The sequence below is a fragment of the Streptomyces sp. TP-A0356 genome, assembly GCF_001417775.1.
In the GTDB taxonomy this organism is placed as follows: domain Bacteria; phylum Actinomycetota; class Actinomycetes; order Streptomycetales; family Streptomycetaceae; genus Streptomyces.
In genome coordinates, this window is the sequence record NZ_BBZJ01000021.1 from 208,445 (window position 1) to 222,207 (window position 13,763).

The window sequence follows — 13,763 nt, forward strand, 5'->3', positions numbered from 1 at the left end:
CTCCGTCGGGCGTCAAATAGCGGGCGCCCACGACTGAAGGATCTGATCCACACATGCTGATCGCTCAGCGTCCCTCGTTGACCGAAGAGGTCGTCGACGAGTTCCGCTCCCGGTTCGTGATCGAGCCGCTGGAGCCGGGCTTCGGCTACACCCTCGGCAACTCCCTGCGTCGTACGCTCCTCTCCTCGATCCCGGGTGCGGCGGTCACGTCCATCCGCATCGACGGCGTCCTGCACGAGTTCACCACCGTGCCGGGCGTCAAGGAGGACGTCACCGACCTGATCCTCAACATCAAGCAGCTGGTCGTCTCCTCCGAGCACGACGAGCCGGTCGTGATGTACCTGCGCAAGCAGGGCCCGGGTCTCGTCACCGCCGCCGACATCGCGCCCCCGGCCGGTGTCGAGGTGCACAACCCCGACCTCGTCCTCGCCACGCTCAACGGCAAGGGCAAGCTGGAGATGGAGCTGACCGTCGAGCGCGGTCGCGGTTACGTCTCCGCCGTGCAGAACAAGCAGGTGGGCCAGGAGATCGGCCGTATCCCGGTCGACTCCATCTACTCGCCGGTTCTGAAGGTCACCTACAAGGTCGAGGCGACCCGTGTCGAGCAGCGCACCGACTTCGACAAGCTGATCGTCGACGTCGAGACCAAGCAGGCCATGCGTCCGCGTGACGCCATGGCGTCCGCCGGTAAGACCCTGGTGGAGCTGTTCGGTCTGGCCCGCGAGCTCAACATCGACGCCGAGGGCATCGACATGGGTCCGTCCCCGACGGACGCCGCCCTCGCCGCCGACCTGGCGCTGCCGATCGAGGAGCTGGAGCTCACCGTCCGCTCCTACAACTGCCTCAAGCGTGAGGGCATCCACTCCGTGGGTGAGCTCGTCGCCCGCTCCGAGGCCGACCTCCTGGACATCCGCAACTTCGGTGCGAAGTCCATCGACGAGGTCAAGGCGAAGCTGGCCGGCATGGGCCTGGCCCTGAAGGACAGCCCGCCCGGATTCGACCCGACCGCCGCCGCGGACGCCTTCGGCGCCGACGACGACGCGGACGCCGGGTTCGTGGAGACCGAGCAGTACTGATCGGTCCTCGGCTGCGGGCCCGCTGTGGCTGGTCGCGCAGTTCCCCCCCCGCGCCCCCCACGGGGCGCGGGTCTCCGGGACGCGATCCCGGATCTCCGACAGGCGACCGCCTGCTCGGATACTGACTCCGGTACCTGACACGGCCGGGGCAGACACACAGGAGAAGAACAATGCCGAAGCCCACCAAGGGTGCCCGTCTGGGCGGCAGCGCCGCGCACGAGAAGCTGCTCCTCGCGAACCTCGCGAAGTCGCTGTTCGAGCACGGCCGTATCACCACCACCGAGGCGAAGGCCCGTCGCCTGCGCCCGTACGCGGAGCGTCTGATCACCAAGGCGAAGAAGGGTGACCTTCACAACCGCCGCCAGGTGCTCCAGGTCATCACGGACAAGGGCATCGTCCACACGCTCTTCACCGAGATCGGCCCGCGCTACGAGAACCGTCCGGGTGGCTACACCCGCATCACCAAGATCGGTAACCGCCGTGGCGACAACGCGCCCATGGCCGTGATCGAGCTGGTCGAGGCGCTGACGGTGCAGCAGACGGCGGTCGGCGAGGCCGAGGCGGCGACGAAGCGCGCCGTCAAGGAGTCCGAGGCCGCCAAGGTCGAGGAGACCAAGGTCGAGGAGACCGAGGCCCCGGCCGCGGAGGCTGCCGAGGAGTCCAAGGACGCCTGAGGTTGACCTCGCTGGAAGCGGGTCCGTCCACTGGACGGGCCCGCTTTCGCGTCCGCCGGGGCCGCGGCGTGTCCCAGTCGCCTGAGAGGATCAGTACGTGAGTGATGAAGTACAGCCCGGTTTCGTACGCGTGCGCCTGGACCTCTCCTACGACGGCACGGACTTCCACGGCTGGGCCAAGCAGGCCGGCGGGCGGCGGACCGTGCAGGGGGAGATCGAGGACGCCCTCCGCACGGTGACGCGGTCGAAGGACACCCATGAGCTGACCGTGGCCGGGCGGACCGATGCGGGAGTGCACGCGCGGGGACAGGTCGCCCATGTCGATCTGCCCCGGGAGGTCTGGGGCGAACACCGGGGGAAGCTGCTCAAGCGGCTCGCGGGGCGCCTGCCGAAGGACGTGCGGGTGTGGGCCCTGAGGGAGGCCCCCAGCGGCTTCAACGCCCGTTTCTCCGCGATCTGGCGGCGCTACGCGTACCGGGTCACCGACAACCCGGGCGGTGTCGATCCGTTGCTGCGCCATCACGTGCTGTGGCACGACTGGCCGCTCGACGTGGACGCCATGAACGAGGCCGCCCGGCGGCTCCTCGGGGAACACGACTTCGCCGCCTACTGCAAGCGGCGCGAAGGGGCCACCACGATCCGTACGCTCCAGGAGCTGAGCCTGGTGCGCGGCGACGACGGGATCATCACGGCGACCGTTCGCGCGGACGCCTTCTGTCACAACATGGTGCGGTCGCTGATCGGCGCGCTGCTGTTCGTCGGCGACGGCCACCGGGCTCCCGACTGGCCGGGGAAGGTGCTGGCCGCCGGCGTACGGGACTCGGCCGTGCACGTCGTACGGCCGCACGGGCTCACGCTGGAGGAGGTCGGCTACCCGGCCGACGAGCTGCTCGCCGCGCGCAACAAGGAGGCGCGGAACAAGCGGACGCTGCCGGGCGCCGTGCGGTGCGAGACCTGTTAGAGCTCCGAACGAAATGGGGGCCCGGCTCCCATTTGGTCGGAGCTCCCAGCCACCTGCTGCCTGAAGGACCGGCGGGGCCCCGGTGGAGGGGGCCGCCTACTGGTTGGACGCCGCGGACGCCTGCGCCTCGCCGCGGCGGCGGATCTGGCGGAACGCGAACTCGGCCAGATCGTCGCCCGCCGTGAAGACCTTCGCGTCCTTGGCCGTCACGTCCTTGCCGTTGGTGAAGCCGGCGAGGGTGAAGTAGGCGTAGCGGCCGTAGGAGTTGGTGGTGGATCGGCAGATCGTCGTACGGCAGAAGGTGGGTACGCCCTGGCCGGTCAGCGACGTCATGATGCTCTTGCTGTCCGCTTGCTGCTTCGCCTTCGTGGCCTGGGCCGCGGTGTCGAAGAGGGCCACGCCGACGGTCACGGCGACGCCGTCCTTGGTGTAGGTGGCGCGGATCACACGGGTGCAGCCGTTCTTGGTCAGCACCGCGGGCAGCGTGCCCTGCACGGCCGACGCGCAGTCGGTGGTGGAGGCGGTGGGGCCCTTCTTGTAGACGTTCGCGCCCATGGTCAGCTGGGTGCCGGGGAACAGCGTGTCCGCGCTGATCGGGGCCGTGTCCTTCTTCGCGCTGGAGATGAAGTCCATCGGGTCCAGCGGGGGAGGAGCCGAGGTCGGGGCGAACGACGGGGCGGGGTCGGCGCTCTGGCTGGGGATGTTCGCGGTGCCGGGCAGCTCACTGGTGGGCTTGTTCGAGGCCTGGGTGCTGCCGTTGGCGGAGACGACCGCGACGGCGACGGCCGCGCCGACCGCCACCGTGGCCAGGGCGCCGCCGACGATCAGCAGCAGCCGACGCCGCTTGTTGCGCGCCTCGGACGCCTCGGCGAGCGCGGCCCAGTCGGGGGCGCTGCCCTGGCTGCCCCACTGCGGTTGCTGGGAACTCGGTTTCCAGGGATCCCACTGGGGTTCCCCCTGCCCATAACTCATGCGGCGCATCTTAGACGGGGCGTGGGCCGCCGTGTCCCGCCTCGGCGACAGCCACGGCGACAACACGGCGCACATCAGGCACAACGCCACCGGCGCGCTCGCTCCGGGCGGTCCGGGCCCGGCGGCAGCGCCCCCGTTTTGACCCATGTGAGCGGTCCCGTTATCCTGGCTGTTCGTTATGTGTATTGGCTTGCTCATTCTCACGTGAGGGGCCCTTACACCGGTCCACCGGGCCGATGACCAGCGACCAGCACGCGGTATGCGTCACCGCGGTGCGGTCAGGGCTGTCGTGATCGTCTTCGGTGACCTTGTCAGGAACCTCACTGAAGAAGCGAAGGCTACGAACCGTGCGTACGTACAGCCCCAAGCCCGGCGATGTGACGCGTCAGTGGCACGTCATTGACGCTCAGGACGTCGTCCTGGGCCGTCTCGCCACCACCGCCGCCACCCTCCTGCGCGGCAAGCACAAGCCGATCTACGCGCCCCACGTGGACACCGGTGACTTCGTCATCATCATCAACGCGGACAAGGTGCACCTGTCCGGCAACAAGCGGACCCAGAAGATGGCGTACCGCCACTCGGGCTACCCGGGTGGTCTGCGCTCGGTGCGCTACGACGACCTGCTGGCGAACAACCCGGAGAAGGCCGTGGAGAAGGCCGTCAAGGGCATGCTCCCGAAGAACTCCCTGGGCCGTCAGATGCTCTCGAAGCTGAAGGTCTACTCGGGCGACCAGCACCCGCACGCTGCTCAGCAGCCGGTGCCGTTCGAGATCACCCAGGTCGCGCAGTAAGTCCGGCCACCCCCTAAGACTGAAGAGAATCTGAGGAGAATCGTGGCCGAGACCACTGCCGAGCAGCCGCTCGAAGAGCTTGACATCGACAGCTACACCACCGAGACCGAGGTCCCGCTGGAGGGTGAGTACACCTCCGAGTCCGTCGCCTCCCGCTTCGGTGAGCCCCAGCCGGCCGCCGGCCTGGGCCGCCGCAAGGAGGCCATCGCCCGTGTCCGGATCGTCCCGGGCACCGGCAAGTGGAAGATCAACGGTCGCAGCCTTGAGGACTACTTCCCGAACAAGGTGCACCAGCAGGAGGTCAACGAGCCCTTCAAGGTGCTGGAGCTCGAGGGCCGCTACGACGTCATCGCCCGTATCGCGGGTGGCGGTGTCTCCGGTCAGGCCGGTGCGCTCCGTCTCGGTGTCGCCCGTGCGCTGAACGAGGCGGACGTCGACAACAACCGTGGCGCGCTGAAGAAGGCCGGCTTCCTGCGCCGCGACGACCGTGCGGTCGAGCGGAAGAAGGCCGGTCTGAAGAAGGCCCGCAAGGCTCCGCAGTACAGCAAGCGCTAAGCGCGTCCGCTGGTCGCGCAGGCGTCGTACCGTCCTGTTGCGCGCACGCATCGCCCCGGCAGCACGCTCTGTGCCGCCGGGGCGGTTCGTTTACGGGGGACAATCGCTTATCACAGGCTTATGGAGCAATTCCGGCACTCTCGGACAGCTGCGGGGGATAAGCCTGAAGACAGGTGTCCGGGGGATGTACGTATCCCGTCCCTGTCTGGAAACTCGGCATGAGCCGCACATTCGCAGCAAGTTCGGAGGACACCACAGTGGGACGACTCTTCGGCACGGACGGCGTGCGCGGTGTCGCCAACGCGGACCTTACGGCCGAGATGGCGCTCGGTCTGTCCGTGGCGGCGGCGCACGTACTCGCCGAGGCGGGCACGTTCGAGGGCCACCGGCCGACGGCGGTCGTCGGGCGTGATCCGCGCGCGTCCGGGGAGTTCCTGGAGGCCGCCGTGGTCGCAGGTCTCGCCAGCGCGGGCGTGGACGTACTGCGCGTCGGGGTGCTGCCCACCCCGGCCGTCGCGTACCTGACGGGCGCGCTCGGTGCCGACCTGGGCGTGATGCTCTCCGCCAGCCACAACGCCATGCCCGACAACGGGATCAAGTTCTTCGCCCGCGGTGGCCACAAGCTGGCCGACGAGCTGGAGGACAAGATCGAGGCCGTGTACGAGGAGCACCGCACCGGCGCTCCCTGGGACCGGCCCACCGGTTCCGGGGTCGGGCGCGTGAAGTCGTACGCCGAGGGCTTCGACCAGTACGTCGCCCACCTCCTCGCCGTCCTGCCGAACCGGCTCGACGGGCTCAAGGTCGTCCTCGACGAGGCGCACGGCGCCGCCGCCCGGGTCTCGCCCGAGGCGTTCTCGCGCGCGGGCGCCGAGATCGTCACGATCGGAGCGGAACCGGACGGCCTCAACATCAACGAAGGCTGCGGTTCCACCCACCTGGCGAAGCTGCGCGCCGCCGTCGTGGAGCACGGCGCCGACCTCGGCATCGCGCACGACGGTGACGCCGACCGCTGCCTCGCCGTGGACCACACGGGGGAGGAGGTGGACGGCGACCAGATCCTGGCCGTGCTCGCGCTGGCGATGCGGGAGCGTTCCGCACTGCGCTCCGGCACCGTTGTCGCGACGGTCATGTCCAATCTGGGCTTCAAGCTGGCCATGGAGCGCGAGGGCATCGAGCTCGTCCGGACCGCGGTCGGCGACCGGTACGTGCTGGAGGAGATGAAGGAGAAGGGCTACGCGCTCGGCGGCGAGCAGTCAGGCCACGTGATCATCCTCGACCACGCCACCACCGGCGACGGCACGCTGACCGGCCTGATGCTCGCCGCTCGGGTGGCGGAGAGCGGTCGTACGCTCAAGGAGCTGGCGTCCGTCATGGAGCGGCTGCCGCAGGTGCTCGTGAACGTTCCGGACGTCGACAAGTCCCGGGTCGGGACGTCGGCCGATCTGGCCGCCGCTGTCGCCGAGGCCGAGCGGGAGCTGGGGGCGACCGGGCGGGTGCTGCTGCGGCCGTCGGGTACCGAGCCGCTGGTGCGGGTGATGGTCGAGGCCGCGGACATCGATCAGGCGCGGTCTGTTGCCGGGCGGCTGGCCGACGCGGTGAAGTCTGCGCTCGGGTAGCCGACCGATCAGGGGGCGGGGGTTCTGCCTGCCGCGGACCGTCTGGTTGTGCGTGGCTGGTCGCGCAGTCCCCCGCGCCCCCTGTGGGACCGCCTTCTCACCCGGCGCTGCTCACAGCTTGCGCAGGCTCAGCCGCTGCACCTTGTGGTCCGGGCCCTTGCGCAGCACCAGAGTGGCGCGGCCGCGGGTCGGGGCCACGTTCTCCAGCAGGTTCGGCCTGTTGATGGTCCGCCAGGTCGACCGGGCGTAGTCCAGGGCCTCCTCCTCGGAGACCTGGGTGTACCTGCGGAAGTACGAGGACGGGTTCTGGAACGCCGTCTGACGGAGCTTCTTGAACCGGTTGAGGTACCAGCGTTCGATGTCCTCGGGGCGCGCGTCGACGTACACGCTGAAGTCGAAGTAGTCCGCGAGGCCCACTCGGGTGCGGCCGTCCTTGCCGGGAAGGGCGGGCTGGAGCACGTTCAGGCCCTCGACGATCAGGATGTGCGGGCGGCGGACCGTGAGCTTCTGGCCGGGCACGATGTCGTAGATCAGGTGCGAGTAGACGGGCGCCGTCACCTCGTCCTTGCCGGCCTTGATGTCGGCGACGAAACGGGTCAGGGCGCGGCGGTCGTACGACTCGGGGAAGCCCTTCCGGGACATCAGCCCGCGGGCCTCCAGCTCCTTGGTGGGCAGCAGGAAGCCGTCCGTGGTGACCAGTTCCACCCGCGGGTGCTCGGGCCAGCGGGACAGCAGTGCCTGGAGGAGGCGGGCGACCGTCGACTTGCCGACCGCCACGGAGCCCGCCACGCCTATGACGAACGGGGTGCCTGACTGGGAGCCCTGTTCGCCGAGGAAGGTGTTCAGGGCGCCTCTGAGGCCGTCCGTGGCGCCCACGTACAGGTTGAGCAGCCGGGACAGCGGCAGATAGATGTCCCGCACCTCGTCGAGGTCGATGACGTCGCCCAGACCGCGCAGCTTCTCGACCTCCTCGGCGGTCAGCGGCAACGGCGTCTTGTCGCGCAGCGCACTCCACTCGGCACGGGTGAGGTCGACGTAGGGAGTCGCCTCCGGCCGGGACCGGTGGGCGCTCCGGGGCATCGAGGAGACCGGAGAGATCACAGTCCATTGTTAACGGAGTTTGAACGGGGCGGGAGGTGGGGTCCGTCACGTGCGGAGCCGTGCGGGGCGGCCCACCGTCCGGCCCGGCATGCAACAGGCCCCGCCGAAGCGGGAGCACGTACGGCTCGGCTTCGACGGGGCCTGCCCGACGGCTCAGTCGTTTCTGACGTTGAGGTTGTCGTCGACGAGGAACTCCGGATAGCCCAAGCGTTCCCCGAGGGCGTTGAACGCCGCGCAGCGTTCTTCGCTGATCTCCACGAAGTAGGCCTTCATGGTCCGCAGGAACAGCCGATGACCGAGGTCCGCACACGTCCTGGTCGCTCTGGTCCTTCTCGTAGGCCTGGCTCGACGGGCCACGGAACGAGCCGTCCGATGCGCCAGTTCGTGCAGCTTGTCCAGCATCTGGTTCAGGGCGTCCTGGGCGAAGCTGGACGTGCCCGGTCCACGCAGGCGCTGAGCGTCGGCCATCGGGCACTGATCGAACCGCAGTTCTATCGACCGCTGCTCCGATGTGTGCTCCGACGTGCCCGCCGGGCGTTCGTACCCCAGTGGGAATTTCCGATTTCGGGCAGGCCGCGGGAGGTCGGGGCGTCGCCCGGACCGTAGGCTGCGGCACATGTGCGGAATCGTGGGATACGTGGGACCGCAGTCGGCGCTCGACGTGGTCGTGGCGGGACTGAAGCGGTTGGAGTACCGGGGCTACGACTCGGCGGGTGTCGCCGTGCTGGCGGACGGCGGTCTGGCCGCCGCCAAGAAGGCCGGGAAGCTGGTCAACCTGGAGAAGGAGCTGGCCGACCGGCCGCTGCCGACGGGCGCCACGGGCATCGGGCACACCCGGTGGGCCACCCACGGCGGTCCGACCGACGCCAACGCGCATCCTCACCTCGACAACGCCGGGCGCGTCGCCGTCGTCCACAACGGGATCATCGAGAACTTCGCCGTGCTGCGGGCCGAGCTGGAGGAGCGGGGCCACGCCCTCGCCTCCGAGACGGACACCGAGGTGGTCGCGCATCTGCTCGCGGAGGAGTTCTCCGCGACCGCGGACCTCGCCGAGGCGATGCGGCTGGTGTGCCTGCGGCTGGAGGGCGCGTTCACGCTGGTCGCGGTGCACGCCGACGAGCCGGACGTGGTCGTGGGCGCGCGGCGCAACTCTCCGCTCGTGGTCGGCGTCGGGGAGGGCGAGGCCTTCCTCGCCTCGGACGTGTCGGCGTTCATCGCCCACACGCGGTCGGCGATCGAGTTGGGCCAGGACCAGGTGGTGGAGCTGCGCCGGGACGGGGTGACCGTCACCGGCTTCGACGGCCGGCCCGCCGACGTCCGCTCGTACCACGTCGACTGGGACGCCTCGGCCGCCGAGAAGGGCGGCTACGACTACTTCATGCTCAAGGAGATCGCCGAGCAGCCCAAGGCGGTCGCCGACACGCTCCTCGGCCGGATCGACGCGGCCGGTTCGCTCAGGCTGGACGAGCTGCGCATGTCGGCCGCCGAGCTGCGCGAGGTAGACAAGATCGTCGTCGTGGCGTGCGGGACGGCCTTCCACGCCGGGATGATCGCCAAGTACGCCATCGAGCACTGGACCCGCATCCCGTGCGAGGTGGAGCTGGCCAGCGAGTTCCGCTACCGGGACCCGATCCTCGACCCGCGCACGCTGGTGATCGCCATCTCGCAGTCCGGCGAGACCATGGACACGCTGATGGCGCTGCGGCATGCCCGTGAGCAGGGCTCCAAGGTGCTGGCGATCTGCAACACCAACGGGTCGACGATCCCCCGGGAGTCGGACGCCGTGCTGTACACGCACGCGGGCCCGGAGGTCGCGGTCGCCTCGACCAAGGCGTTCCTGACGCAGCTCGTCGCCTGCTATCTGGTGGCCCTCTACCTGGGCCAGGTGCGCGGCACCAAGTGGGGCGACGAGATCCACGTGGTCATCCGCGACCTGTCGCAGATCTCCCGCGAGGTCGAGCGGGTCCTGGAGACCATGGAGCCGGTACGGGAGCTGGCGCGCTCCCTCGCCGACAAGAACACGGTGCTGTTCCTGGGGCGGCACGTGGGCTACCCGGTTGCCCTGGAGGGCGCCCTCAAGCTCAAGGAGCTGGCGTACATGCACGCCGAGGGCTTTGCGGCGGGCGAGCTGAAGCACGGGCCGATCGCGCTGATCGAGGAGGACCTGCCGGTCGTCGTGGTGGTGCCCTCGCCGCGCGGACGCTCGGTCCTGCACGACAAGATCGTCTCCAACATCCAGGAGATCCGGGCGAGGGGTGCCCGCACCATCGTGATCGCGGAGGAGGGGGACGAGGCGGTGGTGCCGTACGCCGACCATCTCATCCGGATCCCGGCCACCCCGACGCTGTTGCAGCCGCTGGTGGCGACGGTGCCGTTGCAGGTCTTCGCGTGCGAGCTGGCGACGGCTCGGGGGAACGAGGTGGATCAGCCGCGGAATCTGGCGAAGTCCGTGACGGTGGAGTGAGCCTTCAGGGCTTCGACGAAGGTGGCGAAGGCTCCGGTCGGGAAGGAGAGGGTGCGCTCGGCCGGGGCCTTCGAGTCGCGGATGGCTACGTGGGTGTACGAGTTCGCGATCTCCACGCAGTCGTTGCCATCGTCCGGGCCTGAGTAGGACGACTTTCGCCAGTTGCCGGGGGTGTCCATGGGTGCCTCACAGCTCTTTGGCCAGCCTGTGGATGAAGTCGCGCGACCGTTCGGGGTCGAGTGACACGTCCTCTATCTTACGGAAGCGCGTTCGAAAGGCGCTGAGTTGCGCTTCGGAATCGATGAAGGCTGAGCCATGGGGTACGTCTCGCACCACCGTGTCGAGTTTGAGCACGGGGCCGCCAACGTACGTCATCGTGCTTGCAGCTCTGGCGAAGTCGTCCAGGTCGAAGGGGATGACGCGCATCGTGATGTGCTTCGCCTCCGAGAGTTCCAGGAGCCGGGCCAGTTGAGCCCGTGAGGCAGCGCGGTCGCCGACCCGGATCCGCAGCGCTGCCTCGTGGATCACCACTTCGTACGGGATGGGGGCAGGGCCCTCGATGGTCACCCGCCGCGCCATCCGGTGACGGACGCGCAACTCAAGCTCTTCGTGGGTCACCTCGGGGACCCTGGACGAGAAGACGGCGCGGGCGTAGTCCTCCGTCTGCAACAGGCCCGGTACGTACAGGATCGCTACATCGCGCCGGAATGAGGCGTGGTGATCCAGCTCGGCCAGATCCAGAAATGACGTGGGCAGCAGGCCTCGGTACTCCTCCCACCAGCCGCGTGTCCGGTCGGCGGCCATCGCGACCAGGGCGTCGACGAACTCGGCGTCGGTGCACGCGTAGTGGGCGGCAAGCCGGCGCAGCCGCTCTTCGCTCACGCCGGAGAGGCCGGACTCGATGTGGCTGATCTGTACGGGGCTCACGCCAAGCAGTGCTGCCGCCTGGCGAGCGTTGAGACCTGCCGCGTCACGGAGTCTGCGCAGTTCGACCGCCAGGCGCATTTGACGTGCCGTTGGTTCGCGCCTCGTCGTCATCGACTGCTCCTCGGTGCAACGCGCCTCGTTCGGGGTCACGTTACGCGATCGGCTTGCTAGACCGAAACATTAACCCCTACCGTCGGTGATGCGACGCACACGCTGCGGAATGCCGGGATCCCGGAAGCGCACCGCTCCGTCCTGCCATGACGGCTGAGGCAATGCCACCGTCCGCCCGCCCGCAACCCCTCCCCAACCAAACGGAGTTGCCGCATGCCCGAAAACGAGCCGTGGGAGTACTGCCTGTACATCCCCAACGACCTGCGCGCCGTCACCATCGGCCGCCGTACCCTCCGTCTCATCCTGACCATGCACGGACTGATCGGCCTGGTCGACGTCGCCGAACTCCTCGCCACGGAGCTGGTCTCCAACGCCGTGCGCCACACCAAAGGGCCGGCCGCGCTCCGTGTGCGCTGGTCGGCGGGTGTCCTGCGGATCGGGGCGTGGGACGCCGACCCCGAGCCGCCGGAGCCGCCCGTGCCACTGGAGCAGGTGGCCGATCTGGAGGAGGGGCGCGGGCTGGCGCTGGTCCGGTCCTGTGCCGACCTGTGGGGCTGGCAGCCGTTGGCGCGCGGCGGCAACCGCGGCAAGGTCGTGTGGTGCGAGCTCGCCGCAGTCCAGGCGACCGTAGGGTGCTCGGCATGAGCATCATCGGGGTCGGAATCGACGTGGCCGAGATCGACCGGTTCGCGGCGTCGTTGCGGCGTACGCCTGGATTGGTCGAACGACTGTTCCTTGAGAGCGAGTTGCTGCTGCCGAGCGGGGAGCGGCGCGGCATCGCCTCGCTGGCCGTGCGGTTCGCGGCGAAGGAGGCGGTGGCCAAGGCCCTGGGCGCGCCGGGCGGGCTGCACTGGACCGACGCCGAGGTCTACGTCGAGGACAGCGGGCAGCCTCGGCTGCGGGTGACGGGCACGGTCGCGGCCCGCGCCGCCGAACTCGGCGTACGGTCCTGGCACGTGTCGCTCAGCCATGACGCGGGCGTGGCGTCCGCGGTGGTCGTGGCGGAGGGGTAGGTCCGCCCGTGGGCGGCGCTCGTGGGGGAGACTCGAAGGTATGCGTACTGCGTACAGCGTGGAGACGGTGAGGGCTGCCGAGCGTGCGCTCATGGCGAGGCTTCCGGAGGGGGCGCTGATGCAGCGCGCCGCCGCCGGACTGGCCGCGGCCTGTGCGGACTTGCTCGGCCGGGTGTACGGCAGCCGGGTGGTGCTGCTGGTAGGCAGCGGGGACAACGGCGGTGACGCCTTGTACGCCGGGGCCCGGCTGGCCCGGCGCGGGGCGGGGGTCACGGCCCTGCTGCTGGCGCCCGACCGCACCCACCCGGGCGGGCTGGGGGCGCTGCGCCGGGCGGGCGGGTCCGTGGTCCGGGCCGGGGCGGGCGAGGAGTTGATCCGGCGCGCCGACCTCGTGGTCGACGGCATCGTCGGCATCGGGGGCAAGGGCGGCCTGCGGCCGGATGCCGCGGCGCTCGCCGAGCTCGCCGAGCGGTCGCGGGCGGCCGTCGTCGCCGTCGACCTGCCGAGCGGCGTGGAGGCCGACACCGGCGAGGTGCGGGGCCCGGCCGTACGGGCCGATCTGACCGTGACCTTCGGGACGCACAAGCCGGCGCTGCTCATCGATCCGGCGCGGGAGTACGCCGGCACGGTACGCCTCGTCGACATCGGGCTGGAGCTGCCGCAGGAGCCCGAACTGGAGGCGCTGCAGCACGCGGACGTGGCGGCGCGGCTGCCGGTGCCCCAGGCCGAGAGCGACAAGTACCGGCGCGGAGTGGTCGGGATCGCCGCCGGGTCCGCGCGCTACCCCGGGGCCGCGGTGCTCGCGGTGGCGGGTGCGCTGCGGGGCGGGGCCGGGGCCGTGCGGTACGTGGGGCCCGCCGGGGACGCGGTGATCGCCCGCTTCCCGGAGACGCTGGTCTCCGACCGGGGGCCCGCCAAGGCCGGTCGGGTGCAGGCGTGGGTCGTGGGCCCGGGCGCCGGGGACGACGCGGCGACGGTGGCGGAGGTGCTGGAGGCGGACGTGCCGGTGCTCATCGACGCGGACGGGCTGCGGCTGGCCGACCGGGACGCCGTACGCGGCCGTTCGGCGCCGACGCTGATGACTCCGCATGCGGGGGAGGCCGCCGCGCTGCTCGGGGTGACACGCGAGGAGGTCGAGGGGTCCCGGCTGACGGCGGCGCGGGACCTGGCCGCGCGGTACCGGGCGATCGTGCTGCTCAAGGGCTCGACGACAGTGGTGGCGGATCCCGGGGGCGCGCCGGTGCGGGTGAACGCGACGGGCACCCCGTGGCTGGCCACCGCGGGCAGCGGGGACGTGCTGTCCGGCCTGTCGGGCTCGCTGCTCGCGGCCGGCCTCCCGACCCGGGACGCCGGCAGCGTGGCGGCGTACCTGCACGGCCTCGCGGGCCGCTACGCGGCGGACGGAGCACCGGTGGGCGCCCACGACGTGGCCAACGCGATCCCGGAGGCCTGGCGGGACGTTCGCGCTGAGGACGGGCCGCCCTTCCGGTGACGTGACGACC

15 protein-coding genes are annotated in these 13,763 nt (G+C 70.3%); 10 read left to right on the forward strand and 5 right to left on the reverse strand.

Translation table 11 applies throughout. The features are described 5' to 3' along the window. Window positions 1–53 precede the first annotated feature (53 nt). From ASC56_RS21870 to truA, 3 genes are all read left to right on the forward strand, one after another. Window positions 54–1,076: a DNA-directed RNA polymerase subunit alpha gene (locus ASC56_RS21870; RefSeq protein ID WP_003966937.1), complete on the forward strand. Its 1,023-nt coding sequence runs from the start codon at window positions 54–56 to the stop codon at window positions 1,074–1,076. Between the two features lie 170 nt (window positions 1,077–1,246). Further along, window positions 1,247–1,750, forward strand: a complete 504-nt coding sequence (rplQ, locus tag ASC56_RS21875; protein WP_055493183.1) for a 50S ribosomal protein L17 — start codon at window positions 1,247–1,249, stop codon at window positions 1,748–1,750. A 97-nt stretch (window positions 1,751–1,847) separates the two neighbouring features. Then, window positions 1,848–2,711, forward strand: a complete 864-nt coding sequence (truA, locus tag ASC56_RS21880; protein WP_055493184.1) for a tRNA pseudouridine(38-40) synthase TruA — start codon at window positions 1,848–1,850, stop codon at window positions 2,709–2,711. A 96-nt stretch (window positions 2,712–2,807) separates the two neighbouring features. On the opposite strand, the gene ASC56_RS21885 is transcribed toward truA, so the two are convergent. Next, window positions 2,808–3,683 carry a hypothetical protein gene (locus ASC56_RS21885; protein WP_055493185.1) on the reverse strand — a complete coding sequence of 292 codons (876 nt, stop codon included), beginning with the start codon at window positions 3,681–3,683 and terminating at the stop codon, window positions 2,808–2,810. A 347-nt stretch (window positions 3,684–4,030) separates the two neighbouring features. On the opposite strand from ASC56_RS21885, the gene rplM reads away from it, so the two are divergent. From rplM to glmM, 3 genes are all read left to right on the forward strand, one after another. Beyond that, window positions 4,031–4,474 (forward strand): 50S ribosomal protein L13, encoded by a 444-nt coding sequence (gene rplM, locus ASC56_RS21890; RefSeq protein ID WP_055493186.1) that lies wholly within the window; start codon window positions 4,031–4,033, stop codon window positions 4,472–4,474. 42 nt (window positions 4,475–4,516) lie between these two features. Further along, complete coding sequence (gene rpsI / locus ASC56_RS21895) at window positions 4,517–5,029, forward strand: 30S ribosomal protein S9 (RefSeq protein ID WP_055493187.1); 513 nt, start codon at window positions 4,517–4,519, stop codon at window positions 5,027–5,029. 257 nt (window positions 5,030–5,286) lie between these two features. Continuing rightward, window positions 5,287–6,645, forward strand: a complete 1,359-nt coding sequence (glmM, locus tag ASC56_RS21900) for a phosphoglucosamine mutase (protein WP_055493188.1) — start codon at window positions 5,287–5,289, stop codon at window positions 6,643–6,645. 111 nt (window positions 6,646–6,756) lie between these two features. Here glmM and coaA read toward each other — a convergent pair whose 3' ends face one another. Together coaA and ASC56_RS21910 are read right to left on the reverse strand one after the other, a co-directional pair. Beyond that, a complete protein-coding gene (gene coaA, locus ASC56_RS21905; RefSeq protein WP_055493189.1) occupies window positions 6,757–7,725 on the reverse strand; it encodes a type I pantothenate kinase in 969 nt (322 codons plus the stop codon). Between the two features lie 174 nt (window positions 7,726–7,899). Continuing rightward, on the reverse strand, window positions 7,900–8,214 hold the full coding sequence (locus ASC56_RS21910; RefSeq protein WP_055493190.1) for a hypothetical protein: 315 nt from the start codon (window positions 8,212–8,214) through the stop codon (window positions 7,900–7,902). A gap of 148 nt (window positions 8,215–8,362) precedes the next feature. Between ASC56_RS21910 and glmS the strand changes: the two genes are divergently transcribed. Then, on the forward strand, window positions 8,363–10,210 hold the full coding sequence (gene glmS, locus ASC56_RS21915) for a glutamine--fructose-6-phosphate transaminase (isomerizing) (RefSeq protein WP_055493191.1): 1,848 nt from the start codon (window positions 8,363–8,365) through the stop codon (window positions 10,208–10,210). On the opposite strand, the gene ASC56_RS21920 is transcribed toward glmS, so the two are convergent. Together ASC56_RS21920 and ASC56_RS21925 are read right to left on the reverse strand one after the other, a co-directional pair. After that, on the reverse strand, window positions 10,171–10,389 hold the full coding sequence (locus ASC56_RS21920; protein ID WP_055493192.1) for a DUF397 domain-containing protein: 219 nt from the start codon (window positions 10,387–10,389) through the stop codon (window positions 10,171–10,173). The genes glmS and ASC56_RS21920 overlap by 40 nt on opposite strands. Window positions 10,390–10,396: 7 nt before the next feature. Next, on the reverse strand, window positions 10,397–11,248 hold the full coding sequence (locus tag ASC56_RS21925; protein ID WP_055493193.1) for a helix-turn-helix transcriptional regulator: 852 nt from the start codon (window positions 11,246–11,248) through the stop codon (window positions 10,397–10,399). A gap of 213 nt (window positions 11,249–11,461) precedes the next feature. Here ASC56_RS21925 and ASC56_RS21930 point away from each other — a divergent pair, with 213 nt between their 5' ends. From ASC56_RS21930 to ASC56_RS21940, 3 genes are read left to right on the forward strand one after another with little or no spacing between them, the layout of a single operon-like run. Beyond that, window positions 11,462–11,893, forward strand: coding sequence for an ATP-binding protein (locus tag ASC56_RS21930; protein ID WP_055493194.1), 432 nt, complete (start codon window positions 11,462–11,464; stop codon window positions 11,891–11,893). Then, window positions 11,890–12,261, forward strand: coding sequence for a holo-ACP synthase (locus tag ASC56_RS21935; protein ID WP_055493195.1), 372 nt, complete (start codon window positions 11,890–11,892; stop codon window positions 12,259–12,261). Before ASC56_RS21930 ends, ASC56_RS21935 begins: the two co-directional genes overlap by 4 nt. Before the next feature lie 40 nt (window positions 12,262–12,301). Beyond that, complete coding sequence (locus ASC56_RS21940; RefSeq protein WP_055493196.1) at window positions 12,302–13,753, forward strand: bifunctional ADP-dependent NAD(P)H-hydrate dehydratase/NAD(P)H-hydrate epimerase; 1,452 nt, start codon at window positions 12,302–12,304, stop codon at window positions 13,751–13,753. The last annotated feature ends 10 nt before the right edge of the window (window positions 13,754–13,763 follow it).

Coding starts and splice junctions, on each gene's coding strand:
- rplQ (WP_055493183.1), top strand. CDS start 1,247: ATGCCGAAGCCCACCAAGGGTGCCCGTCTGGGCGGCAGCGCCGCGCAC.
- ASC56_RS21935 (WP_055493195.1), top strand. CDS start 11,890: ATGAGCATCATCGGGGTCGGAATCGACGTGGCCGAGATCGACCGGTTC.
- ASC56_RS21925 (WP_055493193.1), bottom strand. CDS start 11,248: ATGACGACGAGGCGCGAACCAACGGCACGTCAAATGCGCCTGGCGGTC.
- ASC56_RS21940 (WP_055493196.1), top strand. CDS start 12,302: ATGCGTACTGCGTACAGCGTGGAGACGGTGAGGGCTGCCGAGCGTGCG.
- glmS (WP_055493191.1), top strand. CDS start 8,363: ATGTGCGGAATCGTGGGATACGTGGGACCGCAGTCGGCGCTCGACGTG.
- ASC56_RS21885 (WP_055493185.1), bottom strand. CDS start 3,683: ATGAGTTATGGGCAGGGGGAACCCCAGTGGGATCCCTGGAAACCGAGT.
- ASC56_RS21870 (WP_003966937.1), top strand. CDS start 54: ATGCTGATCGCTCAGCGTCCCTCGTTGACCGAAGAGGTCGTCGACGAG.
- ASC56_RS21910 (WP_055493190.1), bottom strand. CDS start 8,214: ATGGCCGACGCTCAGCGCCTGCGTGGACCGGGCACGTCCAGCTTCGCC.
- ASC56_RS21920 (WP_055493192.1), bottom strand. CDS start 10,389: ATGGACACCCCCGGCAACTGGCGAAAGTCGTCCTACTCAGGCCCGGAC.
- ASC56_RS21930 (WP_055493194.1), top strand. CDS start 11,462: ATGCCCGAAAACGAGCCGTGGGAGTACTGCCTGTACATCCCCAACGAC.
- coaA (WP_055493189.1), bottom strand. CDS start 7,725: ATGCCCCGGAGCGCCCACCGGTCCCGGCCGGAGGCGACTCCCTACGTC.